This window comes from Flavobacterium fontis (assembly GCF_900129405.1).
GTDB lineage: Bacteria > Bacteroidota > Bacteroidia > Flavobacteriales > Flavobacteriaceae > Flavobacterium > Flavobacterium fontis.
Genome location: NZ_FQVQ01000016.1, coordinates 1 through 26,257 on the forward strand (window position 1 = coordinate 1; position 26,257 = coordinate 26,257).

Consider the following 26,257-nt stretch of genomic DNA (forward strand, 5'->3'; position numbering starts at 1 on the left):
GGGGCTCACCTCTTCCCATTCCGAACAGAGAAGTTAAGCCCGACAGCGCAGATGGTACTGCATAACTGTGGGAGAGTATGTCGCCGCCTTGTTTTAGTGAGGCCCTTCAATTTGAAGGGCCTCATTTTTTTTATCGGTGCGGCGTGTCCCTCCGGTCGATTGCTTCGCCAGTTCGGCTAAAGCCTCGGGTCGCCGCCTTGTTTTTTGAAAGACCTTTACAGTAGTGTATAGGTCTTTTTGTTTTTATTATAAATTGTGAATGATGAATTATAAATGACATGTAGAACCTGCCCATTGGCAGGTTTTTATTATATAATAAATTGTGAATGATAGATTATAAATGATTGGTTGCCCATTGGCGGGTTTTTATTATATTATAAATTGTGAATGATAAATTATAAATGATACGTAGAACCTGCCCATTGGCAGGTATTTTTTTGGGGGGGAATGCGATAGGATTACTTGCCTGGTAAATTCTAACTAGGGTTGTAAAAGCGCACGCAGCCGCGTGAGGGACAGCAGTGGAAAGCCCACAGCGCAGGGCAACGGAGCGAGGACTTGCAACGGATTGCCCGACCCGCAGGGGCACGCTAAAAGAATTATTTTGAATTATGAATTATGAGTTATGAATTATGAGTTGCGATTCGGTTAGGTGTTTAGATCGAGATCGCGGATATAGTCCTCGTATTCTTTAAAAAATTCCTCGAAGGCATGCATTTGGGTGGCGAAGAAGCGATGAATTCGGTCCCAATCGTCTCTTCGATTCATGTTTACGCCCTCAAGTTCAACCCAAATGCGACTGATTATTTTTCCGTTTTCTAGGGTTAAATGCCTTTCAAAAAGGGCGTTGGGAAGATGTTCTTCTCGTAGAAGCGTTCGTAACGATTCAATTTTTTCATAGTATATTTTTCGTTTTTCAGCATCGCGGGGTTCGATATCCAGTTGCACCCGTGCGATACGATTATCAACATAGAATTTGAAGCTAACATCTTTAATTTGAGTGTCATACAGCATCCATTTTCGCGGGTAATTGGTGCCAAAGGTAGCCCAAAATTCACGTTTTAAAAGTTGTTTTTCTTCCTTACTATACATGCCGTTTTTTTTGGTAAATTTAAACATAATTACGGGTTATGACGTTTACCACTTTTCAAGCTTTACTTCCTCTACTTCAACAGCTACCTTTACCTGCACTTTCTGCCCATGCCAAAGTGGTACCCGAGGAACGCCGTCGGGCACTTTATGCTGGAAATATTCCTGACAATGCGCGTCAAGCTGCTGTTTTAATTTATTTATATCCCATTGAAGCGGTCATGCATGCTGTATTTATCCGTCGAAATGAATATCCTGGAGTGCATTCGGGACAGATTGCTTTTCCGGGCGGTAAAGTCGAGACAGAGGATGTTTCTTTGTGGCACACGGCATTACGAGAGGCTCAGGAGGAGGTAGGAATTATACCGGAACACGTTTCCTTGATAAAACCGATAACTTCGGTGTACATTCCACCCAGTAATTTTCAAGTCTTCCCTTTTCTTGCCTACGGACATGAACGTCCTCAATTTGTGTTGCAACTTGAGGAAGTGTCTGAGATTTTAGAATTTCCATTATCGCATTTGTTGGAAGATGCGAATGTAACAACTATGCGTTTGGCGACTTCGTATTCCAAATCTATTGAAGTGCCAGCCTTTCAAATTGAGAATCAAATTATTTGGGGCGCCACAGCCATGATGGTGAGTGAATTGAAAGACAGTTTTAAGGCCTTGTTATCCGTATAATTCTTCGTATCTTTAGCTCCCATTTTGGCGCTATGAACTTGATAAAACGCAATCCGTTTGGACATATCTTATTTTTAAAAAAATGGCTTATCCGTATTGCAGGTGTAATTACGCATCGTCGGTATCGCGGATTCAATGAGCTGCAAATTGAAGGTTCTGAAATCTTACGTCAGTTGCCGGAACAAAATGTATTGTTTATCTCCAATCACCAAACCTATTTTGCCGATGTTGTAGCGATGTTTCACGTCTTTAATGCCAGTTTGAGCGGACGTCAAAATAACATTCGCAATGTTGGTTATTTGTGGAATCCCAAACTCAATGTATATTATGTAGCGGCGGGCGAGACCATGCGCTCGGGATTATTGCCCAAAATATTGGCTTATGCGGGGGCCATAACGGTAGAGCGAACTTGGCGTTCGGGCGGGAAAGATATTGATGAAAAGAAAGCGGTCAATCCCAACGATACAGAAAACATCATGAAAGCATTGGCTGACGGGTGGGTCATCACTTTTCCACAAGGGACCACGAAGTCGTTTAAACCCGTTCGTAAAGGGACTGCCCATATCATAAAACAGCATAAACCTTTGGTTGTACCTATCGTAATCGATGGATTCCGACGTTCTTTTGATAAAAAAGGGTTGCGGATTAAAAAGAAAAACATTTTACAATCGTTCACGATCAAACCTCCCCTTGAAATAGATTACGACCAAGAATCCATCGAGGAAATCGTTGAAAAAATTGAGTATGCCATTGAGCAACACCCTTCTTTTTTAAAAGTCATACCCGCCGAAGTTTTGGAAGAACAGGAACGGTTAAATGAATTGCGTCGCTGGTAAGATGCTACAATACAGGTTCTACGGTATAGCCTAAATCTTTAAGCAGCTGTAAAACGCCTTCTTTGCCTGGTAAATGTGCGGCTCCTACCCCAATAAACGTGGGCTTTTCTGCCATGATTTTGGGTAATCGCGATTGCCAATTTCGGTTGCGTTTGTTGAGGAGTTCTTCTTCGAATTGGGCATAAAATTGGGTTTCTGAACTTTTGAATAATTCCATCAACGCATCGAGGTCTTCTTTGGCGTAACAGGCCAACATTTTTTCGGTTTCTGAGCCGTTGAATTCGATTCCTTTTTCGGCCAATTTTACCAGTTCTTGGGCTTGTTCTTTGTAGGGAATGGCATCAAAAACGGCCATTTGTTCCAACACTTTTTCGAGTCCGATGATGGCTTCGTTCTGACTTTTTGCGACTTTCATCAATTCTTGTTCCACCGATTGCATAGGACAGGTTAACATTTTTGGGTACAACATGGCGGTGACCATAAATGGTTTCATGGTATTTACCATTTTGGCGGAATATCCCAAGTGTTTCTTTAAAAACGCATCAACCGTTGCAAAGTCTTTGGCAGAAAGCAAGGAATCCAAACGCTGCCCATTTTTCATGTTTATCCCAGCCATCATGACCATTTGTAGGCTTGGGTCGTCCATGTCTAATTCTAGACAAACTTGTTGTGTTTTCTCCAAGGCGTCCAATACCTTTGGCTTTAACGTTGCATCACAGGTAATATGAATGGTCCCAAACACATACGAGGGTTGGGTTAATCCATTCCCAGAAACTTTCCACAATAATGTTTTGGGGGTTTGTGCATAATTCCACACCGAGCACAATAGACCAAGGAGTAGCGCAAATTTTTTCATTACAAATCAATTTTTTTCAATTCGTTATAATTTCGGAACAAACGTTTCATTAACGTACCATAAATGAGGTAGTAAAACAAGGCTGCAATACCAAAGAACGCCAGCAAGAAGACGACTAAAATGATGATCGTGATCACCATAGCTTTGGGATTGTGGCTAATTTTTTGCATTTGCGGATTGGCAACAAAAGCCAAAACAAATCCTGCGATTGCACTCAATCCAATCATGATTAGGTTATACCAAACATAGTATTTTACGGTACGTCGTGTTTTCAAGATGTCTTGCATCAATTTTTTGGTCGAACGTAAAGTTGAAATGTTTTTATAATTGACGTAGAAGGCATAGATAAACGCCGCGACCACCGCATAGTTGACATAGGTGATTATTTTGAAGTAGGGAATCATATATTCGGTATGATTTTTAACCATCACTTCGTCGGTGTTAAAAAACAAACTAATCGCCGTCCAAAGCGTTACTTCTAATATGCTGATAATCAAAATCCATTTTACAATCGATGAAGATCGCTTGTGAATCATCGCAGCGATATCCGACTCTTGTAATTGTGGAAAAGGCTTTGTTTGTTTGTTCCAATCCTTTTTTAATAAATCCAATTCATTCATCATTGGTTACGGATTTAATATTTTCTTTAATTTTCCTTTAATTCGGTTCATTTTCACACGGGCATTGACTTCGCTGATTCCGAGTGTTTCGGATATTTCACTGTAATCTTTGTCTTCCAAATACATGAAAATCAATGCTTTTTCAATGTCGTTAAGTTGGTGAATCGCTTGATACATCAACTTTAATTGCTCTTCTTCCTCGGGATTATAATCCTCTTGCTTGATAAAATAGCTCGCTTTTTCAAAGTCAACGGTGGCAACGGTTCGGGTACTTTTTCGATACAGCGTAATGGCTGTATTCAAGGCCACGCGATAAGCCCATGTTGAAAATTTGGCTTCTCCTCTAAATTTTGGAAATGCTTTCCAAAGTTGAATCGTGATTTCTTGAAACAAATCATTGTGTGCCTCTTCATTATTGGTATAGAGGCGACAAATTTTGTGGACGATGTTTTGGTGGTCCGTGAGTTGTTTTACAAATGATGTTTCTAGCGATTCATTCATGGAAGTATTAGTGATGTGAAGGTCTTTTTTGTTACAATGACGTAGTTAATTTTCAAATTTATTGTAGGATTTTCATCTAACTATTTTATTTAAAATTTTATTAGTATCTATATTTAAAATACTTTGAAAATGAGGTTTTTGGTGTGTTTCTTGGGTAAAGAAATTATTAATCTTTCAGAAAAAAGGTCTTTTTTTGGTACCCCATCAATAACCCCACATACTTGCTGTATCCCGCCATTCCATCGGACTGTTGGTTTACTTTGAGAAAATGGTCATAAAACCCATGAAAGCCTTTGTGGATAACCGTATCATAGTTTTTCCAAAACAGTTTACTCTCCTCCAAATTGGCTTTTACACCCGCATGCAACGATTGATACAATGCTTTGGAAAGCTCGGGATGTGTTGCTTGTAACGTGCCCAAACAATACCGAAGCGCCGCGGTACAAACACTGTAGCGTAGGTAGGGATTAGTTTGATAATACCCTGCTAAGAATCCAATAAAATTGCATTCACTCTCACTTGCAATCCCCGTTTGATGCGCCATTTCATGACAAATGACATTGCCGCGTTGATACGATGGAAGCAACGAATTGACTTGAGCCTCGTGGGTAAACGGATTGAAATAACCCGAAAAGCCCATGTATGTGAGTGGGGTACTCAGCAGACTTTTTTTGACAGAAAGTTGTCCGTAGTTGATATCAGGATGCCGTTGCTGTAACGCTTGATATCCTTTCTGAGCCATTAGAAATAGAGAATCTATACCGTAAGGAACGCGAACGCTTTCTTTTGGATTTTGGGTAATTTGCAAATGAATGCGATGGGTTTCATCCCTCAACTGTCGGGTAAAAGTTACCAATTCTTCTGGCGTGTATTGCGGATTAAGGTTCCATTTATCGGTCAGTTTTTGTCGATGATAGTTCAATCCCCAACTGAGTTGGAAAACCGCCAAAACGACTGCGCTCCATTGCCCTATCGCTATCCATTTTTGAACATAGGTTGTTTTTTTCCAGCGACACAATGACCAAACGATTTTGAGGATAAGCAAGGTGTACAAAACATCGCCAACCGAAAAAGGGATATCACCCATACAAAAACGCCAAAATGCATCGATATAACGATAGATGCCCTGACTGTAATAGCGTTCAATTGCTTCTGGAAATTGCCCAAGTATGGATAAGAGGAACAGTTGCAAGAGCACCGCATACCATCCCCAGTACGTTCGTAGCTTCACCCTCTTTTTTAGGGTAAATGTACGGTAATCTTAGGCTACACCCAACATTCTTTGTATTTTTGAAACGCTGTAATGGCACTAAAAATAATTTTTATACTATGAGTCAAGACGTACGTCAACTAGAACCCAAAGCCCTTTGGAATAAATTTGCCGATTTAAATGCGGTGCCACGTCCTTCCAAAAAGGAAGAGCGCGTGATTGAATTCATGAAAAATTTTGGAGCAAGTTTAGGATTAGAAACGTTTGAAGATGAAATTCGAAATGTTTTTATCCGAAAACCCGCGACGCCCGGCATGGAAAATCGAAAACCGATTGTGATGCAAGCGCATTTGGATATGGTGCACCAAAAAAATAATGATACCGATTTTGATTTCAATACGCAAGGTATTCAAATGTATGTTGATGGTGATTGGGTGCGCGCCAAAGGAACCACGCTTGGGGCTGATAATGGCCTGGGTGTAGCTGCGATTATGGCCATCTTAGAAAGCAAAGATATTCCCCATCCCGCGATTGAAGCGCTTTTTACTATTGATGAAGAGACTGGAATGACAGGAGCTTTGAACTTAAAAGGAGGAATTCTTCAAGGGGAAATTTTGTTAAATCTCGATACGGAAGAAGACGATGAAATTGATATTGGATGTGCTGGCGGGGTGGATGTAACGGCGACTCGTTCCTACAACGAAGAGGACGTTCCCGAAGGCTCCCTTGGGTATACAATAACCGTAAAAGGGTTGCAAGGAGGACACTCGGGCATGGATATCCACAAAGGATTGGGTAACGCCAATAAAATTATGAACCGATTGTTGTTTGATGGATTTGAAAATTTTGGTTTACAAATCGCCGCAATCAATGGGGGAAGTTTGCGCAATGCCATTCCAAGAGAAAGTGTGGCGCAAGTGATTATCGCTGCGATGTATGAAGAGGCTTTTGCTTTTGAAATGCAGGAACTTATCAACGAGATTAAAGCGGAATACAAAACCACCGAGCCTCAACTTCAAGTTACCATTGAAAAGTCGGCACTTCCTGCCAAAATTATGGATTTAGGGGTGCAAGAAGGATTGTTGCGCGCCCTTTACACGGCCCACAATGGGGTGTATCGAATGAGTGCCGATATGGCGGATTTGGTGGAAACCTCCAACAATATTGCGCGTGTTATTGTGAAAGAGGGTCAAATCACGATTCAATGTTTGACCCGTTCTTCCGTAGAAACATCAAAATTTGATTTGGCCAATGCGCTTCGTTCTGCCTTTGAATTAATCGGTTGTGAAGTGACTTTTTCGGGGAGTTATCCCGGTTGGACCCCTAATGTAAATTCGGAAATATTGAAGGTTTTGGTCGCTATTTATGAAAAACAAAACGGTCAAAAACCACGGGTGGTCGCGTGTCATGCGGGGTTGGAGTGTGGAATTTTAGGCACGAATTACCCTAAGATGGATATGATTTCTTTCGGGCCCACCATTCACGGTGCGCATAGTCCCGACGAACGTGCTAGCATTTCGTCTTCTCAAAAGTTTTGGACGTATTTACTCGAAATATTAGCAACTATTCCCGAAAAAAGCAGTTAGTCGTTAGCCCTAAAAATTAAGGTCAACACGAAAAAATAAAAAATCCTGAGCCATGGCGTTCCAGGATTTTTTTATGGTTAAAATTAATTATCGTCTTTACTCTCCTTAGGGGGGACTCCCTTCGACCAAAGATACGTTTGCGTTTGCGCCTTTTTACGAATTTGACCGCTTTCGGTTTGTTGCAGTTTTCCGTTACGCAATAAACGATAGACAATTTTTTTCGGATAGTCGTTGTCCGGATTCTCAAAGGTTATCGTGCTGTCAGTATCTTGTGTCATTTGAAAAGCAATAGGGGTTTCTCCTTTTTCTCCCTGAACCGTCGTAGTATAAATCAGGTAGTTTTTGCGTTGTTGTACTTCCATTTGCTCCCGGTGTAAGGTGTCCTTTTTCTCCCCATGAATAAACAAACAGGTTCCCGTATAGGTGCTGTCGTCGGCTTCTTTCCATTGCATTTCCATCACACCCAACGAATCGGTTAACGTCCAATTTCCCTCCAAAAAGGACGCTTTATAACGCTCTTCAAATTGAATTTTACGTCCCAAAGCATCATATTTTTTGCACGAAAGGGTGATAAGGCCAATGCCCAAAAGGCAGAACATTAATTTTCTCATGGTTTTATTTTTTTAAAAGGAAAGATTTCCGAGGTGGCTTTCCCATTTTGCGTGCCAAAGATAGTAGCAACCAAACTATCGGCCTTTATTTTTTTATACACAATACGATTCGGAAAGTCGTGTTTTGAATTTTCAAATACCAACGAATCTTTTCCTATATAGGTTGAAGAAAAGGAAACCGGTTTTTCTTTATTTTGACCGCGAACCGAAACGATATAATCCCATCCTTTACTTGTTTTGACCAAATCGACATGCTCATGAAAAACAGTATCGTTTTGTACAAGTATAAAACTCTCAGCTTCGTAGACTGTAGCATCCACTTTTTTCCAATGCTCTTGGGCATCCATGCTTGCTGTGGTATTGCGCCAAGAACCGAGGAGCCAATTCGGACCATCGGTGTCGTTTTGACAACTCCCCAAAAAGAACATAAGGACGAGAAGAAAGGCAAGCAGCTTCATGTTTTATTTTTTACAATACTACAAAAATAATCATGATTCATAGGGTAAAGTCAAACGCGCCTCATGAAATAATTGCAATTCCATTCGCAAATTATTGTATTTTTGCAGTCCAAAAAAAGGAATATTACATTATGTTAGAGCGTTTGCAATATGTAAAACAACGGTTCGACGAGGTGTCCGATTTGATTATTCAACCGGATGTCATTGCCGATCAGAAGCGTTACGTACAATTGAATCAAGAGTATAAAAACTTGAAAGCGTTGGTTGAAAAACGCGATGAATACGTTCGATTGACCGATAATATTGCTGAAGCCAATGAGATTCTCGCCGATGGTTCAGATGCTGAAATGGTAGAAATGGCCAAAATGCAACTCGATGAAGCCAAAGAACGTTTGCCCCAGCTGGAGGAGGAAATCAAGTTTATGTTGATTCCCAAAGATCCTGAAGATGCCAAAAATGTCATGGTTGAAATTCGCGCCGGTACAGGTGGAGATGAAGCATCGCTTTTTGCAGGCGATTTGTATCGCATGTATACGAAATTCTGTGAAAATAAAGGTTGGCGAACTTCAGTAGTTGATTTTAACGAAGGAACCTCAGGCGGATTCAAGGAAGTTATTTTCGAAGTATCGGGAGAAGATGTGTACGGCACTTTAAAGTTTGAAGCAGGAGTTCACCGTGTACAACGGGTACCCAAAACAGAAACCCAAGGACGTGTACACACTTCTGCGGCTACCGTTATGGTTTTGCCCGAGGCCGAAGAATTTGATGTACATATCGACATGAATGATGTTCGCATCGACTTATTCTGTTCATCAGGTCCTGGAGGTCAGTCGGTAAATACCACCAAGTCGGCTGTGCGTATGACTCACATTCCCACAGGATTGGTAGCACAATGTCAAGACGAAAAATCACAACATAAAAATAAAGACAAAGCACTTTCGGTATTGCGTTCCCGTCTTTATGAAATGGAACTGGCCAAAAAGCAAGAAGAAGATGCGAAAAAGCGAAATTCTCAGGTGAGTTCGGGTGACCGTTCGGCTAAGATTCGCACGTATAATTTCCCTCAAGGACGCGTGACCGATCACCGCATTGGAATGGATGTTTTTGATATGGATGGCGTGCTGAATGGCAATATTCAAAAGTTTATTGACGAATTACAATTGGTCGCCAATACCGAGAAACTTAAAGAAAGCGAAGTATTTTAACCTCAAGTCCAACGGTGTCGTTGGGCTTTTTTTATAACAAAATTTCACTATGGAAACCGCGGCATTGGTAGCGCAAATACAACAAAAGAAATCGTTTTTATGCATTGGTTTGGATGTGGACCTCGATAAGATTCCACCCCATTTACTAGAAACCGATGATCCGATTTTTGAATTCAACAAAGCGATTATTGATGCGACTCATGATTTGTGTGTTTCATACAAACCCAACACGGCCTTTTATGAAGCGTATGGGGTAAAAGGATGGATGGCTTTGGAAAAAACGATTTCCTATTTGAATACAAATTATTCCGAGCAATTTACCATAGCCGATGCCAAACGAGGGGATATTGGCAATACTTCAGGACGCTATGCAAAAGCATTTTTGGAAGATTTGGCCTTTGATTCGGTGACCGTGGCGCCCTACATGGGGAAAGACTCGGTAGAACCTTTTTTGGAGTTTGAAAATAAGCATACGATTCTTTTGGCACTCACATCCAATGAAGGAGCCTTTGATTTTCAAACACAACAAGTGGATGCCCAAGAGTTGTATAAAAAAGTAATTGAAACCTCAAAGAATTGGAAAAACAGTCACCACCTCATGTATGTGGTAGGGGCTACCAAGGCCGAGTATTTGCAAGATATCCGTCGCATTATCCCCGATAGTTTTCTTTTGGTTCCCGGTGTGGGAGCACAAGGCGGAAGTTTGGAAGCCGTATGGCATTATGGCAAAAACAGTCAGATCGGCTTGTTGGTCAATTCGTCGCGGGGCATTATTTATGCGTCTTCGGGAGTTGATTTTGCCGAAAAGGCCCGAGGGGAAGCCTTGAAACTACAACAGCAAATGGCTACATTGTTAGCATAAAAAAAAGGCCGATTTTCAACAGAAAACCGGCTTTTTCTTAACTAACCTAAACCAAACAAAATAATAAATCATTATTTCAATACAAATATCCAACTATTTTGAGTGCGGCTGTGTTAATAGATTGTTATTCTTATGTTATTGATAACTAAAAAATTAAGACAATTTTAAGGCTTATTTTCGGTCTTGTAAAGCAAACACTTGTTGCAATAACTTGGTGGGCCGTGCATTAAGATTGGAGCGAATATTTTGTTCTTCCAAAGCGATCATCGTAAACACACCCGTTAAGGCTTTTCGAGTGGTATAATCGGTCAAGTCGGGATTCACTTTTTTGACCAAAGGGAGTCCGTTGTATTTACTGATAATTTGATTCCAAACCTTATCTGCTCCAACTTTGGCAAACGATTGTTGAATTACGGGTTTGAATTGGGTGTAAAGCGGTTGCGTGGTTTGGGTTTCTAGAAAGGTTGTCGCTGCGCGATTGTCTCCCATAATTATTGACTTGGCATCGGCAATGCTTATATTTTTTACCGCATTCACAAAAATAGGTGTGGCTTCTTTCACCGCATCTTCAGCCGCTCGATTCAACATCAGTACGCCTTCATCGGCCAAACTACCCAGACCTACTTTTCGTAGCGCTTTATCTACCCGCTGCAATTCCTCGGGCATCATAATTTTTACTAACTCATTTTTGTAAAATCCATCCACAGCCGTAAGTTTTACAACCTGTTTGCGGATGCCGTGGTCTAACGCTTCTTTCAATCCACCAGCCAAGTCCAATTGATTATGGCTTGATTGGTGTGAATGGGAAGCGGCTAAGGCAGGAAGCTCCAAACAAGAACTCATCATGTAAAGGGAAGTAGCCAAGTAAAGTATCGATTTCATATTTTATTTTTTTTAAATACCTTCAAAGATAGTGCCGTAAATGTTAACATTATTTCAATTAACAGCATAGGGTAGAAAAATTATATTATTCGTAAATTGCGCACTTAAAATCCTTTTACAATTTAAAATGGAACAAGCGCAACCCTATATTCCTAAAAATAAAGTAAGAATTGTAACCGCAGCCTCTTTGTTTGATGGTCACGATGCTTCGATCAACATTATGCGCCGAATCATCCAAGCAACGGGATGTGAGGTGATTCACCTTGGACACGACCGCAGTGTTGAAGAAGTGGTGAATACGGCCATTCAAGAAGATGCCAATGCGATTGCCATGACCTCGTATCAAGGCGGACACAATGAGTATTTCAAATACATGTACGACCTGTTGCAAGAGAAAGGAGCTGGGCATATCAAGATTTTTGGCGGCGGCGGCGGTGTAATTTTACCCGAAGAAATTGCCGAATTGCAAGCCTATGGCATCACACGTATTTATTCCCCCGATGATGGTCGCGCTTTGGGACTTCAGGGCATGATCAACGATTTGGTACAACGGGCTGATTTTCCTGTTGGCGACGTGTTGAATGGCGAACTCAATCATTTGGAAGACAAAAATCCACGCGCTATAGCCCGAGTGATTTCTGCCGCTGAGAATTATCCAACGGTTGCCAAACCCGCTTTGGAGGCTATTTATGAGCGTAATCAAGAAGTTGCCATTCCTGTGCTTGGGATTACAGGGACCGGTGGTGCAGGGAAATCGTCGTTGGTAGACGAACTCGTGCGTCGTTTTTTGATTGACTTTCCCGAAAAAACAATCGGATTAATTTCAGTCGACCCATCTAAACGGAAAACGGGTGGCGCACTTTTGGGTGACCGTATTCGTATGAATGCAATCAATAACCCTCGCGTTTATATGCGTTCCTTAGCCACACGTCAATCGAATTTGGCTTTATCCAAATATGTCGCCGAAACCATCGAGGTGTTGAAGGCGGCGCGCTACGATTTGATTATTTTGGAAACTTCTGGAATTGGTCAAAGCGATACCGAAATTTTAGATCATTCGGATGTTTCTCTGTATGTGATGACCCCCGAATTTGGGGCGGCGACACAGTTGGAGAAAATCGATATGTTGGATTTTGCCGACTTAGTAGCTCTTAATAAATTTGACAAACGCGGAGCTTTAGACGCCATTCGCGATGTTAAAAAACAATACCAACGCAACCACAATTTATGGGATGTTGATCCTGAAACCATGCCCGTTTTTGGTACCATTGCTTCTCAGTTCAATGACCCTGGAATGAATGCGTTGTACAAATCCATCATGGATAAAATTGTGGAGAAGACAGGGGCAAATTTAAAGTCCACCTTCACGATTACCCGTGAAATGAGTGAAAAAATCTATGTAATTCCACCCAACCGTACCCGCTACCTTTCGGAAATTGCTGAAAATAATCGCAGTTATGACCAAACGGTGAGCATTCAAGTTGAAGTTGCCCAAAAATTATATGGTATCTACAAAACGATAGAATCGGTGAGTGGTCAAGTGCCCGTGATGAACAAATCCGGACTTGAAGTAGCTAGCCCAGCGGCTGAAGATGCGCAACAATTGGTCAATTTATTGGTCAAAGAATTTGATCGTGTAAAGATGAACTTAGATCCCTACAACTGGGAAGTTTTGTTGTCTTGGGAAGAAAAAGTTAATAAATATAAAAATCCAGTGTACAGCTTTAAGGTGCGCGATAAGGAAATTAAAATCCAAACGCATACCGAAAGTTTGTCCCATTCCCAAATTCCCAAAGTCGCGTTGCCGAAATACCAAGCCTGGGGTGATTTGCTTCGTTGGTGTTTGCAGGAAAATGTTCCAGGTGAATTTCCGTATGCTTCAGGATTATATCCGTTCAAACGCGAGGGCGAAGATCCAACTCGTATGTTTGCCGGTGAGGGCGGACCCGAGCGTACCAATCGTCGTTTTCACTATGTGAGTTTGGGCATGCCTGCCAAACGCTTGTCTACTGCTTTTGACTCGGTAACCTTATATGGAAACGATCCCGATCACCGTCCCGATATTTATGGGAAAATCGGAAACGCGGGCGTATCGATTTGCTGTTTGGACGATGCCAAAAAATTATATTCGGGCTTTGATTTAAGTCATCCTGCAACTTCGGTATCGATGACAATCAACGGTCCGGCGCCGATGTTATTGGGATTCTTTTTGAATGCTGCCATCGACCAAAATTGTGAAAAATACATTCGTGAAAACGGATTGGAACATTTGGTAGAAGCCCGTTTGAAAGAATTATATGATGCCAAAGGTGTAGGTCGTCCACAATATATCTGTGCCGATGGGAAAGCCTATAATCCTTTTCATCCTGAAAAAGAGAGTACTTTACCCGAAGGAAATAACGGTTTAGGCTTGTTGTTGTTGGGCGTTACTGGCGACCAGATTTTGGATGCTGAGGTTTATGCAACCATAAAGGCACAAACCTTATCGCAAGTTAGAGGTACCGTTCAAGCCGATATTTTAAAAGAAGATCAAGCGCAAAATACTTGTATTTTCTCAACTGAGTTTGCTTTACGCTTAATGGGGGATGTGCAGGAATATTTTATTCATAAAAATGTACGTAACTTCTATTCGGTTTCCATTTCAGGTTATCATATCGCTGAAGCAGGAGCGAATCCCATTACGCAGTTGGCCTTTACGTTGGCCAATGGATTTACGTATGTCGAATATTACTTAAGTCGTGGGATGAATATCAACGACTTCGGTCCAAACCTGTCGTTTTTCTTCTCCAACGGTATCGATCCTGAGTATGCCGTAATTGGACGTGTAGCGCGTAAAATTTGGGCGAAAGCTTTAAAATTCAAATACGGCGCCAACGAACGCGCACAGATGTTGAAGTACCATATTCAAACATCAGGGCGTTCACTACACGCACAGGAAATTGACTTTAACGATATTCGTACAACTTTACAAGCTTTGTATGCGATTTACGACAACTGTAACTCGCTGCATACCAATGCGTATGATGAAGCGATTACAACCCCTACCGAAGAATCGGTTCGTCGTGCCATGGCGATTCAGTTGATTATCAATAAAGAATTGGGATTGGCGAAAAACGAAAATCCGATTCAAGGTTCGTTCATCATTGAAGAATTAACCGATTTGGTTGAAGAAGCGGTATTGGCCGAATTTGATCGCATTACAGAACGTGGCGGGGTGTTGGGTGCCATGGAAACCATGTACCAACGCAGTAAAATTCAAGAAGAGAGTTTGTATTACGAAACCTTGAAACATACAGGCGAATACCCAATTATTGGCGTAAATACGTTTTTGAGTTCAAAAGGTTCGCCCACCGTTTTACCCGCTGAGGTCATTCGTGCCACAGAAGAGGAAAAGCAAGTGCAAATTCAAACCTTGCAAAATCTTCACGGGGCACATGGTGTAAAAGTTAAAGAACTCATCGCTCAGGTGCAAGAGGCCGCTATTAACAACCGTAATATGTTTGACCAATTGATGGAAGCCACCAAGTACTGTTCCTTGGGTCAAATCACAGCCGGTTTGTTTGAAGTAGGAGGGCAGTACCGAAGAAATATGTAAAACAGCTGTTAAATACGTACAGACAGGTAAATTGCCTGTCTGTTTTTTTATAATTTTACATCTATGCAAAAGGATTTACACCAAGAAGTAGCGCACTATCTTTCCAAAAATTACACCTACACCAATACGATTCGGTTTTTGGTGCGGGATGGTTTTACCGAAGAGGAAGTACGCACCGCTATTAAAGCGTATTTGAAGGAGAATCGCCCGATGGGGATGGATGTCCTTGCTTTTGCTTTTTTGGTTATACATACTGCAATGATTGTCCCTTTGTATGCCTATTTTATCCTTCCACAAGAATCATTTGCAGTTAAATTGACCATATTACCCTTAATGGTTGTAATCGGCATCATTGCTCGTTATGCGAAAGATGAACAACCGTGGGCCATGCGTTTGATGACTCTAATTGCTGTTCCTGCTACAATTTATATTTTTTACCTAGGCATTACCTATTTTATGTTTTTAGAGTCCAAAGGGCAATCTGCTGGACATTATACAATTATCGCTGGACTATTACTCTATGCGCTATTTGCTTACAGTGCCTTTCGCGGGGTAAAAGTTTTTTTCGATAAACGAAAATAATGCAGCCTCAGATCATACAATTGCCCGAAAAGAAATTGGTTGGCATTGCTCGTACCATGTCTTTTTTGGATTATCAGGTGAGCGAACTTTGGCAATCGTTTATGCCAAGGCGTCATGAAATTCAGAATGTAAAAAGCAATCAGTTGTTTAACATTCAGGTCAATCCTCCCGGTTACTCGTTTGATCCCGAGACTGCATTTGAAAAATGGGCGGCTTTAGAAGTAGATGCCTATACAACTATTCCGGATGGTATGCAGAAATTAATCATTCCCGCGGGGCGTTATGCTGTATTTACCTATCGAGGTGACGGTTCAAATGCGTCAGATTTTTTTCGTTCAATTTTTACCCAATGGCTCCCTGAAGCGCAATTGCAATGGGAAAACCGACCCCAGTTTGAAGTCTTAAGTGAGAAATATCAAAAAAACTCCCCCGATTCGGAGGAGCTTATTTTTATCCCTGTGCTTTAATTCATACTAGGATATAGCTAAAATTTTATGTCTTTTAGCTCCTAATTCAATCGTATCTCCTGCTTTTTTACCCCGCATCTCTGCATAAGCAGGGGCTTTTTCACTCAACGTAATCACCGTTTTATCTTCTCATTTAAATGAGGGGATAGAAATGCCCACATAGATGTAATACGTTTCTGTTTCAATCAAGGCTCCGGGTAAAATGATAGCGTACGCGTTACTATCGTGTTCCATCATAAAGTTTTCCATTTCTTTAGCTTGTCGCAACAGTTGTTCATACCGCAATTGCATCTCCGCAGCCTCCGATTGTCGTGCATAATCTTCCGGATCTAAGGTGTCGTCGTCATCCAAATCGGTTGCTAACTTGTAGCGTTTTACAGAATTTTCAATTTGCTGAATATACGCATGTAATTCAGCGGCAATTTCTAAAACTAAAAGGGTCTTGTTCATGTGTTATACCAATTTATTACTAGTATAAAGGTATCTCCATTCCTTAACTTTCGATATGATATTTATCAGATGGATTTAATTTAATTTCTCTTATATTCAATTAGTTATGCTTTTTTTTGGAGGATTGTTTTGGGATTAGTATATTTGGGCAAATTTTAAACAAAATGCGAATCATTACGTTACTTTTATGCAGCATGACGGCTGTTTTTTATGGTCAAGCGACCTACACGTCGGCGAATTTCGCTTCGGTGGGCGATTCTTTTTATATTACAACGCCCGAACCGTCTGCGTTACAATTGGATTACACGGTGACAGGTGCAGGAATAGCATGGGATTACAGTGCTTTGGTTCCTCAAACGCAAGAACTCATTGCTTGGAGTAATCCCAACGATAGTGGGTATAAAACCGTGTGGTGTTTTTTAAACGGATTCTTTTTTAATTGCAATTCGCAGTTTAATGCCAATTTTAACTTGGCTAATACGGCTACCGATGGTCTCGTTTTACAAGGATTTGGTTTGACCAATGTTGTTAATCATTTGAATAAAACGAATGCCGCCCTTCAAAATAAAATGATTGGCGCGCAAGTTACCCTTAATGGAACAACAGTCCCCTTTGTAGTATCTTACACAGACCCCGATGATTTGTATCAGTTCCCCATGAATTTCGGCGATACAGCCACACAGCCTTTTGCCATTAATGCCAATCTTTCTTCATTTGGTTTTCCGGTGCAAATTCAATCCACGGGACAGCGCACCAATTTGGTAGAAGGGTGGGGTACTTTGGTTACACCTTTTGGCTCTTTTGCCAATGTGTTGAAATTGAAAAGTACTTTGGTGCAAACAACCACAATCACTGTCGATGGGACTCCACAAACGACCACCACCACAACTGTTTCGTACCAATGGTTTGATCCTGCTCACAAGATTCCTGTTTTGGAGGCTAGTGGAAATTTGGTCAACAACCAATGGGTTCCCACCACCGTTCGTTTTATGGATATCCAACGTTGTCTAACGCCACAAGCGGCATTTGCGTATGTACCGGTGCAACCCGATTTTAATCCAACAAACAATGGCGTTACAGTGAACTTTGTGAATTTGAGTTCAAATTACATGGCATCCAGCTGGGATTTTGGGGACAATACTCCTTTAAGTACGCTCGAAAACCCATCGCATACGTTTGTTTGTCCCGGGTTGCAAGAGGTAACGCTTACAGTTACCAATACTTTTTGCGAACCCGATCAAGTGAACACCTTTACCATTCCGGTTTTTGTTTCTGATTCGCAAAATGCCTTTACAACCTCCGTGACGGTAACCGACACTCAATTGTCAGCCGATCGCACTCTGACGGGTACAACCTACCAATGGTTGGATTGTGACAATAACAATGCCCCGATACCCAATGCTACGGGGCAAGTATTTACCCCTACAGCCGATGGGAATTACGCCGTACAGCTTTCTACCAACGGTTGTGTCGCGGTATCCGATTGTTATCCTTTTGCAGCCTTAGGAAATACAGGATTTACGCAAGGCAATTCACGACTTGTTCCGAATCCAACCACCGGAGTATTCTCCATTACCGGAGCGGCCTCAGCGCAAATTCAAAAAATTGTGGTTTGGGATCTCCTCGGAAAGCCCGTAGCCAATTCCACTGATATTTCGCATTTGGCTGCTGGATGGTATATGGTACAATGGGAAACTGATGAAGGTGTTTTTCATCAAAAGATAATTAAGCAATAAGAAAGAAGCTCCCGTTGTTGGAGCTTTTTTATTGTAATATGCTGTCAATAAGACAACTACTTAATTGGGATACAGCAGGGGTAATTTTTGGCACGACTATTGAATAGGTATAAATACGTTTGAAGTATAATCTTAAAACACGACTCCTATGCGAAAAATTACCTTATTGTTAGCCTTCATCGGGATGATGAGTCTTCAAAGTTGTACCGTTAATGAAGTTCGAGAGGATACGATAGACAATGATACGATTAGTCAAGTGTATGAAGTGACACGTTCATTTACGCCCTCCAATAATTTCAGTACGTTGATTGCATTTCCGCAGCCCATTTTCAATTCTGATATGGTATTGGTCTATCGTTTGGCGGGAGTTTCAGGAGGCGTGGATGTGTGGAAATTAATGCCTGAAACCTATTTCTTCCCCGACGGGACTTTGGATTTTGGGTATGATTTTGACTTTACACGATTTGATGCAAATATCTTCATGCACGGTTTTGATTTGGCAGGGGTATCTCCTAATTTCCGTGTCAACCAAGTCTTACGTATTGTGATTGTTCCTGGCTTTTTTGGAAAACAAGCCGCTACTTCCACATCGTTCAACGACTACCATGAAGTTGTTCGCCGTTACGGTATCCAAAACGTAACGAAATTACCATAGAAAATTAGGTTAATTACTATAGTTTGTTTGTTTGGTTAGTGAAAAGGCGCTCTTCGGAGTGCCTTTTTTATTCTTCATCCCGAGACGGTTTGGCTGCTTCGGCTTTTGAAGCACTGTATAGTGAAAATACCACGCCGCCTACCAAACAGACCACAATAAAAAGCAAGGAAGCCCATTCAGGGAGTTTGACATAGTCGTGGGCCAACATTTTTACCCCAACAAACGTTAGGATGATAATAAGACTGTATTCTAAATGACTGAATTTTTCCAACATATTGGCTAAGAAAAAGTACATCGAGCGCAAGCCTAAGATGGCAAAAATATTGGAACTAAATACGATAAATGGATCAGAGGTTATCGATAGAATCGCAGGGACACTATCGACAGCAAACAATACATCCATGACTTCAATGAGCATTAAGGCCACAAATAAAGGAGTCGCTGCTTTTTTACCCTGATGCGTACGAACAAAGAATTTTTCTTTATCGTGCTCCGATGTGATCGGAATAATTTTTCCAATTACTTTGTAAATCGTCGAATGTTTCGGGTCAAAAGCTTCGTCGTCTTTTTTAGAAAACAACATTTTAGCTGCTGTAAAAATTAAAAATGCCCCAAACACATAAGTTGTCCAAGTAAACTTATTGATAATGGCAACTCCAAAACCAATCATCAACCCTCGGAAAACAATGGCCCCTAAAATGCCCCAAAACAATACCCGATGCTGGTATTTTTGCGGAATGCGAAATGAGGCAAAAATGACAGCAATCACAAAAATATTGTCAATACTAAGGGATAACTCAATGAGGTACCCTGTGATAAACTTCATCGCTGCAGTGGATTGTGAAAGTTGTGTGGGATTGGCTAAGTAAACAGTGCCGTATAACCAGTAAATCACACCCGAAAATAAAAAGGATAAAGTTACCCATAGCGCGGTCCATTTTCCCGCTTCTTTCGAGCTAATGATATGGGGTGTCTTGTTAAAAACCCCTAAATCCAACGCCAAAATACCAACTACTAAAGCAAAAAAGAGAATCCAAACGGTCATACGTCAATTTTTTTACAAAGATAATTCTTTCCTTATCCCTCCAAAAATACATTATGTAATATTTAAGTATTAATAAATTGTAAACAGCCCCCTAAAAAAATAGGGGTATAATATTTTATTTGTCAAAAATCAATATATTTGCACCACAATATTTAGGGTATAATCATTTTAAAACACATTTTTATGTCAACATTGCGTTTTCAGGCCTTACAAGCTGCTGGTAATCGTAAACCAGTTAAGGTAGAAGAGCTCGACAAAAAGTCGGCCATCTTTGGTTCAAATGTATTTAACGACAAAGCGATGCGGCAATTTCTAACGCCAGAAGCGTACAAAGCCGTAAAAAGTGCCGTCCAATACGGGACAAAAATCGATCGTAAATTGGCCGATTATATCGCTATGGGAATGAAAGAATGGGCGCTTACTAAAGGCGTAACCCATTACACGCATTGGTTCCAACCTTTAACAGGGACTACCGCTGAAAAGCATGATGCCTTTTTTGAAACCTCATTTGACGGCAGTGATCCGGTAGAGAAATTTGGTGGAAGTCAGTTGGTACAACAAGAACCCGATGCTTCTTCATTCCCGAATGGAGGAATCCGAAATACCTTTGAAGCACGTGGATATACCGCTTGGGATCCCACTTCACCGGCATTTATCTACGGTACAACCTTGTGTATTCCTACGGTTTTTGTATCGTATACAGGAGAAGCGTTAGACAATAAAACGCCTCTGTTGCGTGCTTTAAACGCAATTGATGAAGCCGCAACTGAGGTGGCTAAATATTTTGATAAAAATGTAAAAAAAGTAACACCAACCTTAGGGTGGGAGCAAGAATATTTCCTGGTAGATGCCGCTTTAGCTGCCTCTCGTCCCGATATTACGTTGACAGGAAGAACATTGTTGGGTCACGCTTCAGCCAAGGGGCAACAATTGGAAGACCACTATTTTGGTTCGATTCCTACCCGTGTGTTGAACTACATGCGTGATTTGGAAAACGAATGTATGTTGTTGGGAATTCCTGTAAAAACACGTCATAATGAGGTTGCACCCAATCAGTTTGAGTTGGCACCTATTTTTGAAGAAACCAACTTGGCAGTGGACCACAATTCCTTATTGATGGATGTGATGTACAAAGTTGCCGAGCGTCACGATTTCAAAGTCTTGATGCACGAAAAGCCTTTTAAAGGGGTAAACGGTTCTGGAAAACACAACAACTGGTCCATGGCAACCGATACGGGTGTAAACTTATTAGCCCCCGGAAAAACACCGATGAGCAATTTACAGTTCTTGACCTTTTTCATCAATACCATCAAAGCGGTGTATCGCTATGAAGAGTTGTTACGTGCTTCAATTGCTTCAGCGAGTAACGATCACCGATTGGGAGCCAATGAAGCGCCTCCTGCCATCATATCGGTATTCATTGGTCAACAATTGACAAAAGTTTTGGCCGAATTAGAGGGGGTGACCAATGGCAAACTTTCTCCGGAAGAAAAAACCGATTTGAAATTGAATGTGGTTGGTAAAATTCCAGATGTATTGTTAGACAACACCGACCGTAACCGTACTTCGCCGTTTGCGTTTACAGGAAACAAATTTGAATTCCGAGCAGTAGGTTCGTCAGCCAACTGTGCCAATGCCATGACGACTTTGAATACGATTGTAGCGAAACAATTGAAAGATTTCAAAGTTGAGGTAGATGCTTTAATTGAGAAAAAAGGCTTGAAAAAAGACGAGGCAATTTTCAATGTGTTGCGCGAATACATCAAAGAAACCAAAAACATCCTTTTTGAAGGAGATGGTTATAGCGAAGCTTGGGAAAAAGAGGCTAAAAAACGTGGCTTAAGCAATCATAAAACGACCCCCAAAGCGTTGAAAGCGAAAGTTTCTAAAGAAGCGGTGAAATTGTTTGAAGAATTACACATCATGAACCACGTTGAAGTGGAAGCTCGTTACGAAATCGAATTGGAAGAATACACGAAAAAAATCCAAATTGAAGGTCGTGTGTTGGGTGATATTGCGCGTAATCACGTGATCCCAACCGCTATTCGTTATCAAAATACGTTGATTGAAAATGTACGCGGTTTGAAAGAAATCTTTGGTAAAGACTTTGAAAAAATTGCCAAAGAGCAAATTTCATTAATCAAAGAAATTTCCGCTCACATCGAAGGAATCAATAGTAATGTCGATGCGATGATTGAAGAGCGTAAGAAAGCTAATAATTTGACGACAGCTGAAAAACAAGCGGAAGCCTATTGCGATAAAGTTAAACCGTATTTTGATATCATCCGTGAGCATTGCGATAAATTGGAATTACTCGTTGATGATGAAATGTGGACGTTGACGAAATACCGTGAGTTATTGTTTACGCGATAATACAATTTTGAATCTAAATATAAAAACCCGTTAGCAATAGCGGGTTTTTTTATTTCTGGGCACTAAAATTTGTGTATTTTCGTTGTATGAGTATGCAAAAACTAGTACTATTTCTCGGACTGCTGTTCGTTGGACTGCTTCAGGCGCAGGAACAATTTGTGGTGTATTTTGACAGTGGAAAATTTGAAACCAATCCCAAAGAAACCCAACGATTACAACAATGGATGCAAACCCATAAAGAGGTGAAAATCCTTGCCATTCAAGGCTATACCGATGAAGATGGTTCGAGTGGCTACAACGATACGCTTTCCCGTAAGCGAGTTGATTTTGTGTACCAGCAAGTCCAGGGAAAAATTGCCACCCGTGCCGATTACAAAGCCCACAGTTTTGGGGAGAATTTTACCCAATCCAAAAATAAAGCGGAAAACCGAAGAGCGACCATCTTATTTATTCAGCCCAAAGATTTTGCCCGTGAAAATGAAATTTTAGGCATAAAACCTGCCGAGCCGGAGAAACCTGCCGAACCTGAAATTATTGAGGAAGAAGCTATGCATTTCCCTGAAAATGCTTCTTTGGAGGAGAAAATCCAGTTGGCGCGGGTAGGGACGTTAATTCGACTTCGGGATATCAATTTTTATCAAAACACCTTTGCCGTGATGCCTACTTCCAAAAATGCTGTCGATGAATTGGTCAATGTATTGTACAAGAATCCCAAACTCCACATTGAAATTCAAGGCCATATTTGTTGTGTAAGTAAGGATTATAAAAACCTATCGTTGGATCGCGCCCGCCAAATCAAACGTATTTTAGTTTCAGAAGGAATCGCATCCGAGCGAATTACCGTTAAAGGATTTGGTGTTTCCAAGCCTAAATTCACCATTCCCGAAAAATCGGAAGAAGAAGCCGCTCAAAACCGCCGAGTTGAAATTTTAATCACTCAAAAATAGATGCGTAAAATCCTTTTCGTTTTTTTATTCCTGTTTAATTTCCTTTCCGCCCAAAGAACGATTGCTGTCTATTTTGAAGTGGACCAAAGTTCGCTCTCCTTGGAGGAAGCAAAGAAATTGGTGATTAATTTCCAATTAGCCCATTTCAAAGTAATCGAAATTCGAGGCTATTGTGATGCTCGTGGAAGTATTGCCTACAATGATGCTTTGGCGCAACGTCGTATTAATGGAGTTCTTCAACATTTGGACGAATTGTCAATTTCATACGAAAGTGCTTTGCAAAAAGTCATCGGGGAACGCCAATTGGAGTTTTCTACACATGCTCAAAATCGCAGAGTTGATTTAGTTGTTGAAACTTTACCTAAAATTAAAGATTCGGTGTTACCTAACGCAATTGAAAAAAAAGAGCAAATTGCGCCTCTTGTTGAAGAAACACTGACTCCAGAGGAACAAATTGCTGAAGAAGCGGGACAATTGGAAACACAACTGACGCAATCTAAGGCTGGGACCGTTTTTAAAATAAAAAATCTTAACTTCGTATTCAACAGTGATGACATTGAAATCTTGTCATTGCCCTTATTGGACAAATTGCTTGAAGTGATGCATAATTTTCCGAAATTGGAGATTGAAATTCACGGGTATATTTGTTGCAATCCCGATCCCAACGACACGAAACTGTCGATTCGAAGAGCCCATAAAATTTATAGGTATCTTACCCAAAACGGTATTGATGCCAAACGATTAGGGTATAAAGGATTTGGTAGTTCCAACCCCATTTTTCCCTTGCCAGAAAAATCAGAGGCCGAAAAAGCTGCCAACCGTCGTGTTGAAATTTTAATCAAGCACGCTATCTAAAGATTATGTTTCGCCTTTTTTTTCTCCTGTTTTTTTGTTGCCCACTCTATGCGCAGCAAAAGCTTGACGTTTATTTTGATTTTGACAAATACGATTTGAATGCGCAAGCAATTCATAACCTCAATTCTTGGATTGCTGAGGGGAAAGCCTACAAGGTCACCAAGTTGTATGGGTTTTGCGATTGGAAAGGAAGTAATGGATACAATGATACATTGGCACTCCGCCGTGTGCATGCGGTCTATGATTATTTGAAACAACAAAATATTTCGGTTGAGAAAAATATAGAAATTCGGGGTTTTGGGGAAGATTTCAAGCAGTCACCGCGCCAAGAAGAGAATCGTCGGGTCACCCTTTTTTATGAAGTGGAGCAACCCCAGAATCCGACTCCTGCTATGGAACCTCCCGCCGTTGTATTGAAGGACGCTGTGGCTCAGGCTAAAGTTGGAGATCGGATTGCTTTGAAGCAAATTCTTTTTCACAATCATTCGGCTAAGTTTATGCCCGAAAGCGAACCTGTTCTGTTGGAGTTGCTTTGTGTGATGGAGGAAAATCCAACTTTAAAAATCGAAATTCAAGGTCATATTTGTTGTGATACTGAAAGTCGGTACACGTATATCTCTGAAGCGCGTGCCAGAGCTGTTTATACCTATTTGTTGCGGTATAAAATTGATCGCAAACGAATGACCTACAAAGGCTACGGTACCCAACAACCTCTTTTTCCCATACCAGAGCGCAATGCCCAAGAAGAAGCAGCCAATCGACGGGTAGAAATTCGCATCTTAGCGCGTTGATGTAATTGTTTTAATTTCAAAAAGGTAGAAACTGCTTTGGTCTCCCTACTGTTTCATCAATTTTTGTTGGTAGCGTTCTCCCGACTTTGTAGTAAGTTCGAGGATGTAGGTCCCCGCCGCGAGAAAGTCCACTGCAATTGTAGCTGAATTGTTTTTTTCTAAGACAATTTTTCCTTGAATATCGCGTAAGATCAGTGATTGTATTGCCGTTGCTGGTAAAGGAATGGACAAGGTTGATAGCATTGGATTAGCGAGTCGCAGTCCTTTTTCTTGCGGAAGATTGGCCAAATCCAATGCGCAGGATGTACATTGCCATTGGGCGGTAACTCCGTTGGCAGCATTTAGCAACTGAAGCAATTGGTCACGGTCGCTGCAACTGTCTTTTAGTTGTGCATTCATCCATAGGAGTAGATAACTATGCAGGATTGCTTGTTGTTGACTTCGGGTAATAGTAGGGCCCGGGGCGCAAGTAGCTTCTCCAAAACTACAATTGAAATTGCTGTTGGCCATTTGGCAATGGCTTCCCCCTGTAATCGAGAGGTATGCTTTACATGTCCCCGAAGGTAAAGCATTGTACATAGGTAATTGATTGGTGTTGGGGGGTGTGATGCAATCGTTACTTCCTGCTATAACAAGAGAAGGGAGTGTAATGTTTTGTGAGGCTGAAATGGCGCTTGGATTGGTCTCCGCAGGAGCTAAGGTACATAGCGCATCGATAGGTGCACCGAGTGCAGCCGCCAAATGTGCACTTCCTCCGCCCATACTGTGCCCCATGACGCCTGCTTTGGGATGAATCCGTTGAAAAAAGAAGGCTCCATTTTGCGTGTTTTGCGCTTTAATTTGCGTAATCACAAAAGCCAAATCTTGGGCAAAGTTGAGGTGTGACGGTGAAAATCCACCCTCTGTTGTGGGTAAAGCTACAATATAACCTTGAGGCACCAAGAGTTCCCAAATATTTTGATAAGCGCCTACATTCATCACAAAACCGTGACCAAAAGCAATGACTGGAAAACTACCCGAAGCTACGGGGGTATCGGTGCCGGCACTCACTGCGGGATAATAAATTTGTGTGCCCACCGACCGGTTATTGCGTGTAACATCAGTAAATGTTATCGCGGTACTCCCAATCGCAAAAGGTTGTGCCGAAACTGAAATCCAGACAAAAAGAAAATATAGAATATAACGCATTGTTTTGTTTTTCAGCAAAATACAAAATATTTACGGTCGGCAAACATTTTTTAATCAACAACAACAGTAAACATGTCCCAAGCCCCATAATTGTAGGTCAAAAAGAGCGCACTACTACTATGGGGTGGACAAGCACTGCTTTGGGATTTCCAACGGCAGTTAGGTAAAGGTAAA

Annotated in this window: 25 protein-coding genes and 1 rRNA gene; 15 read left to right on the forward strand and 11 right to left on the reverse strand. The window is 41.2% G+C overall.

The features are described from left to right. Positions 1–92, forward strand: a 5S ribosomal RNA gene (gene rrf, locus BUC17_RS11845); the annotation flags it as partial. Between the two features lie 556 nt (positions 93–648). On the opposite strand, the gene BUC17_RS11850 is transcribed toward rrf, so the two are convergent. Next, on the reverse strand, positions 649–1,092 hold the full coding sequence (locus BUC17_RS11850) for a DUF4268 domain-containing protein (RefSeq protein ID WP_073364907.1): 444 nt from the start codon (positions 1,090–1,092) through the stop codon (positions 649–651). A gap of 38 nt (positions 1,093–1,130) precedes the next feature. Here BUC17_RS11850 and BUC17_RS11855 point away from each other — a divergent pair, with 38 nt between their 5' ends. Beyond that, positions 1,131–1,772, forward strand: coding sequence for an NUDIX hydrolase (locus tag BUC17_RS11855; RefSeq protein WP_073364753.1), 642 nt, complete (start codon positions 1,131–1,133; stop codon positions 1,770–1,772). 32 nt (positions 1,773–1,804) lie between these two features. Continuing rightward, complete coding sequence (locus tag BUC17_RS11860; RefSeq protein ID WP_073364755.1) at positions 1,805–2,608, forward strand: lysophospholipid acyltransferase family protein; 804 nt, start codon at positions 1,805–1,807, stop codon at positions 2,606–2,608. A gap of 4 nt (positions 2,609–2,612) precedes the next feature. Here the strand turns inward: BUC17_RS11860 and BUC17_RS11865 are convergent, their stop codons facing one another. From BUC17_RS11865 to BUC17_RS11880, 4 genes are all read right to left on the reverse strand, one after another. Continuing rightward, complete coding sequence (locus BUC17_RS11865; RefSeq protein WP_073364757.1) at positions 2,613–3,464, reverse strand: TraB/GumN family protein; 852 nt, start codon at positions 3,462–3,464, stop codon at positions 2,613–2,615. Further along, positions 3,464–4,087 (reverse strand): hypothetical protein, encoded by a 624-nt coding sequence (locus tag BUC17_RS11870; RefSeq protein WP_317044519.1) that lies wholly within the window; start codon positions 4,085–4,087, stop codon positions 3,464–3,466. Before BUC17_RS11870 ends, BUC17_RS11865 begins: the two co-directional genes overlap by 1 nt. A 3-nt stretch (positions 4,088–4,090) precedes the next feature. Beyond that, positions 4,091–4,585 carry an RNA polymerase sigma factor gene (locus BUC17_RS11875; RefSeq protein ID WP_073364759.1) on the reverse strand — a complete coding sequence of 165 codons (495 nt, stop codon included), beginning with the start codon at positions 4,583–4,585 and terminating at the stop codon, positions 4,091–4,093. Between the two features lie 166 nt (positions 4,586–4,751). Beyond that, positions 4,752–5,816 carry a DUF3810 domain-containing protein gene (locus tag BUC17_RS11880; protein WP_083544967.1) on the reverse strand — a complete coding sequence of 355 codons (1,065 nt, stop codon included), beginning with the start codon at positions 5,814–5,816 and terminating at the stop codon, positions 4,752–4,754. A gap of 98 nt (positions 5,817–5,914) precedes the next feature. Here BUC17_RS11880 and BUC17_RS11885 point away from each other — a divergent pair, with 98 nt between their 5' ends. Beyond that, entirely contained in the window at positions 5,915–7,381 is a 1,467-nt protein-coding gene (locus tag BUC17_RS11885) for an aminoacyl-histidine dipeptidase (protein WP_073364761.1), read from the forward strand. A gap of 83 nt (positions 7,382–7,464) precedes the next feature. On the opposite strand, the gene BUC17_RS11890 is transcribed toward BUC17_RS11885, so the two are convergent. Beyond that, entirely contained in the window at positions 7,465–7,992 is a 528-nt protein-coding gene (locus tag BUC17_RS11890; RefSeq protein ID WP_143161798.1) for a DUF6265 family protein, read from the reverse strand. Continuing rightward, entirely contained in the window at positions 7,989–8,450 is a 462-nt protein-coding gene (locus BUC17_RS11895) for a DUF6265 family protein (protein WP_073364766.1), read from the reverse strand. Before BUC17_RS11895 ends, BUC17_RS11890 begins: the two co-directional genes overlap by 4 nt. A 131-nt stretch (positions 8,451–8,581) precedes the next feature. Here BUC17_RS11895 and prfA point away from each other — a divergent pair, with 131 nt between their 5' ends. Both prfA and pyrF read left to right on the forward strand, forming a co-directional pair. Then, positions 8,582–9,655 carry a peptide chain release factor 1 gene (prfA, locus tag BUC17_RS11900; protein ID WP_073364768.1) on the forward strand — a complete coding sequence of 358 codons (1,074 nt, stop codon included), beginning with the start codon at positions 8,582–8,584 and terminating at the stop codon, positions 9,653–9,655. A gap of 49 nt (positions 9,656–9,704) precedes the next feature. Continuing rightward, a complete protein-coding gene (pyrF, locus tag BUC17_RS11905; RefSeq protein ID WP_073364769.1) occupies positions 9,705–10,517 on the forward strand; it encodes an orotidine-5'-phosphate decarboxylase in 813 nt (270 codons plus the stop codon). Positions 10,518–10,688: 171 nt separating this feature from the next. Here the strand turns inward: pyrF and BUC17_RS11910 are convergent, their stop codons facing one another. Next, the gene (locus BUC17_RS11910; protein ID WP_073364771.1) at positions 10,689–11,399 is read right to left on the reverse strand and encodes a DUF4197 domain-containing protein; all 711 of its coding nucleotides are present in this window, start codon (positions 11,397–11,399) and stop codon (positions 10,689–10,691) included. Positions 11,400–11,526: 127 nt separating this feature from the next. Between BUC17_RS11910 and BUC17_RS11915 the strand changes: the two genes are divergently transcribed. The 3 genes from BUC17_RS11915 to BUC17_RS11925 all read left to right on the forward strand — a co-directional run bounded on the left by BUC17_RS11915 (position 11,527) and on the right by BUC17_RS11925 (position 16,043). Then, positions 11,527–14,994: a methylmalonyl-CoA mutase family protein gene (locus BUC17_RS11915; protein WP_073364773.1), complete on the forward strand. Its 3,468-nt coding sequence runs from the start codon at positions 11,527–11,529 to the stop codon at positions 14,992–14,994. A 63-nt stretch (positions 14,995–15,057) separates the two neighbouring features. Next, entirely contained in the window at positions 15,058–15,576 is a 519-nt protein-coding gene (locus BUC17_RS11920) for a hypothetical protein (RefSeq protein WP_073364775.1), read from the forward strand. After that, positions 15,576–16,043, forward strand: a complete 468-nt coding sequence (locus BUC17_RS11925; protein ID WP_073364777.1) for a GyrI-like domain-containing protein — start codon at positions 15,576–15,578, stop codon at positions 16,041–16,043. The genes BUC17_RS11920 and BUC17_RS11925 overlap by 1 nt, the downstream gene beginning before the upstream one ends. 129 nt (positions 16,044–16,172) lie before the next feature. Here the strand turns inward: BUC17_RS11925 and BUC17_RS11930 are convergent, their stop codons facing one another. Continuing rightward, positions 16,173–16,493, reverse strand: coding sequence for a hypothetical protein (locus BUC17_RS11930; protein WP_073364779.1), 321 nt, complete (start codon positions 16,491–16,493; stop codon positions 16,173–16,175). A 164-nt stretch (positions 16,494–16,657) separates the two neighbouring features. Between BUC17_RS11930 and BUC17_RS11935 the strand changes: the two genes are divergently transcribed. Both BUC17_RS11935 and BUC17_RS11940 read left to right on the forward strand, forming a co-directional pair. After that, on the forward strand, positions 16,658–18,229 hold the full coding sequence (locus tag BUC17_RS11935; RefSeq protein ID WP_083544970.1) for a PKD domain-containing protein: 1,572 nt from the start codon (positions 16,658–16,660) through the stop codon (positions 18,227–18,229). Positions 18,230–18,377: 148 nt separating this feature from the next. After that, positions 18,378–18,884, forward strand: coding sequence for a hypothetical protein (locus BUC17_RS11940; RefSeq protein ID WP_073364783.1), 507 nt, complete (start codon positions 18,378–18,380; stop codon positions 18,882–18,884). A 67-nt stretch (positions 18,885–18,951) separates the two neighbouring features. Here the strand turns inward: BUC17_RS11940 and BUC17_RS11945 are convergent, their stop codons facing one another. Further along, a complete protein-coding gene (locus tag BUC17_RS11945; RefSeq protein ID WP_073364785.1) occupies positions 18,952–19,929 on the reverse strand; it encodes a TerC family protein in 978 nt (325 codons plus the stop codon). 183 nt (positions 19,930–20,112) lie between these two features. On the opposite strand from BUC17_RS11945, the gene BUC17_RS11950 reads away from it, so the two are divergent. From BUC17_RS11950 to BUC17_RS11965, 4 genes are all read left to right on the forward strand, one after another. Beyond that, positions 20,113–22,302, forward strand: a complete 2,190-nt coding sequence (locus BUC17_RS11950) for a glutamine synthetase III family protein (RefSeq protein ID WP_073364800.1) — start codon at positions 20,113–20,115, stop codon at positions 22,300–22,302. Between the two features lie 92 nt (positions 22,303–22,394). Continuing rightward, positions 22,395–23,249 (forward strand): OmpA family protein, encoded by an 855-nt coding sequence (locus BUC17_RS11955; protein WP_073364811.1) that lies wholly within the window; start codon positions 22,395–22,397, stop codon positions 23,247–23,249. Continuing rightward, the gene (locus BUC17_RS11960; protein WP_073364813.1) at positions 23,250–24,104 is read left to right on the forward strand and encodes an OmpA family protein; all 855 of its coding nucleotides are present in this window, start codon (positions 23,250–23,252) and stop codon (positions 24,102–24,104) included. Between the two features lie 5 nt (positions 24,105–24,109). Then, positions 24,110–24,895, forward strand: a complete 786-nt coding sequence (locus tag BUC17_RS11965; RefSeq protein WP_073364816.1) for an OmpA family protein — start codon at positions 24,110–24,112, stop codon at positions 24,893–24,895. Between the two features lie 45 nt (positions 24,896–24,940). Here BUC17_RS11965 and BUC17_RS11970 read toward each other — a convergent pair whose 3' ends face one another. Next, complete coding sequence (locus BUC17_RS11970; RefSeq protein ID WP_073364818.1) at positions 24,941–26,083, reverse strand: poly(ethylene terephthalate) hydrolase family protein; 1,143 nt, start codon at positions 26,081–26,083, stop codon at positions 24,941–24,943. Positions 26,084–26,257: the final 174 nt, after the last annotated feature.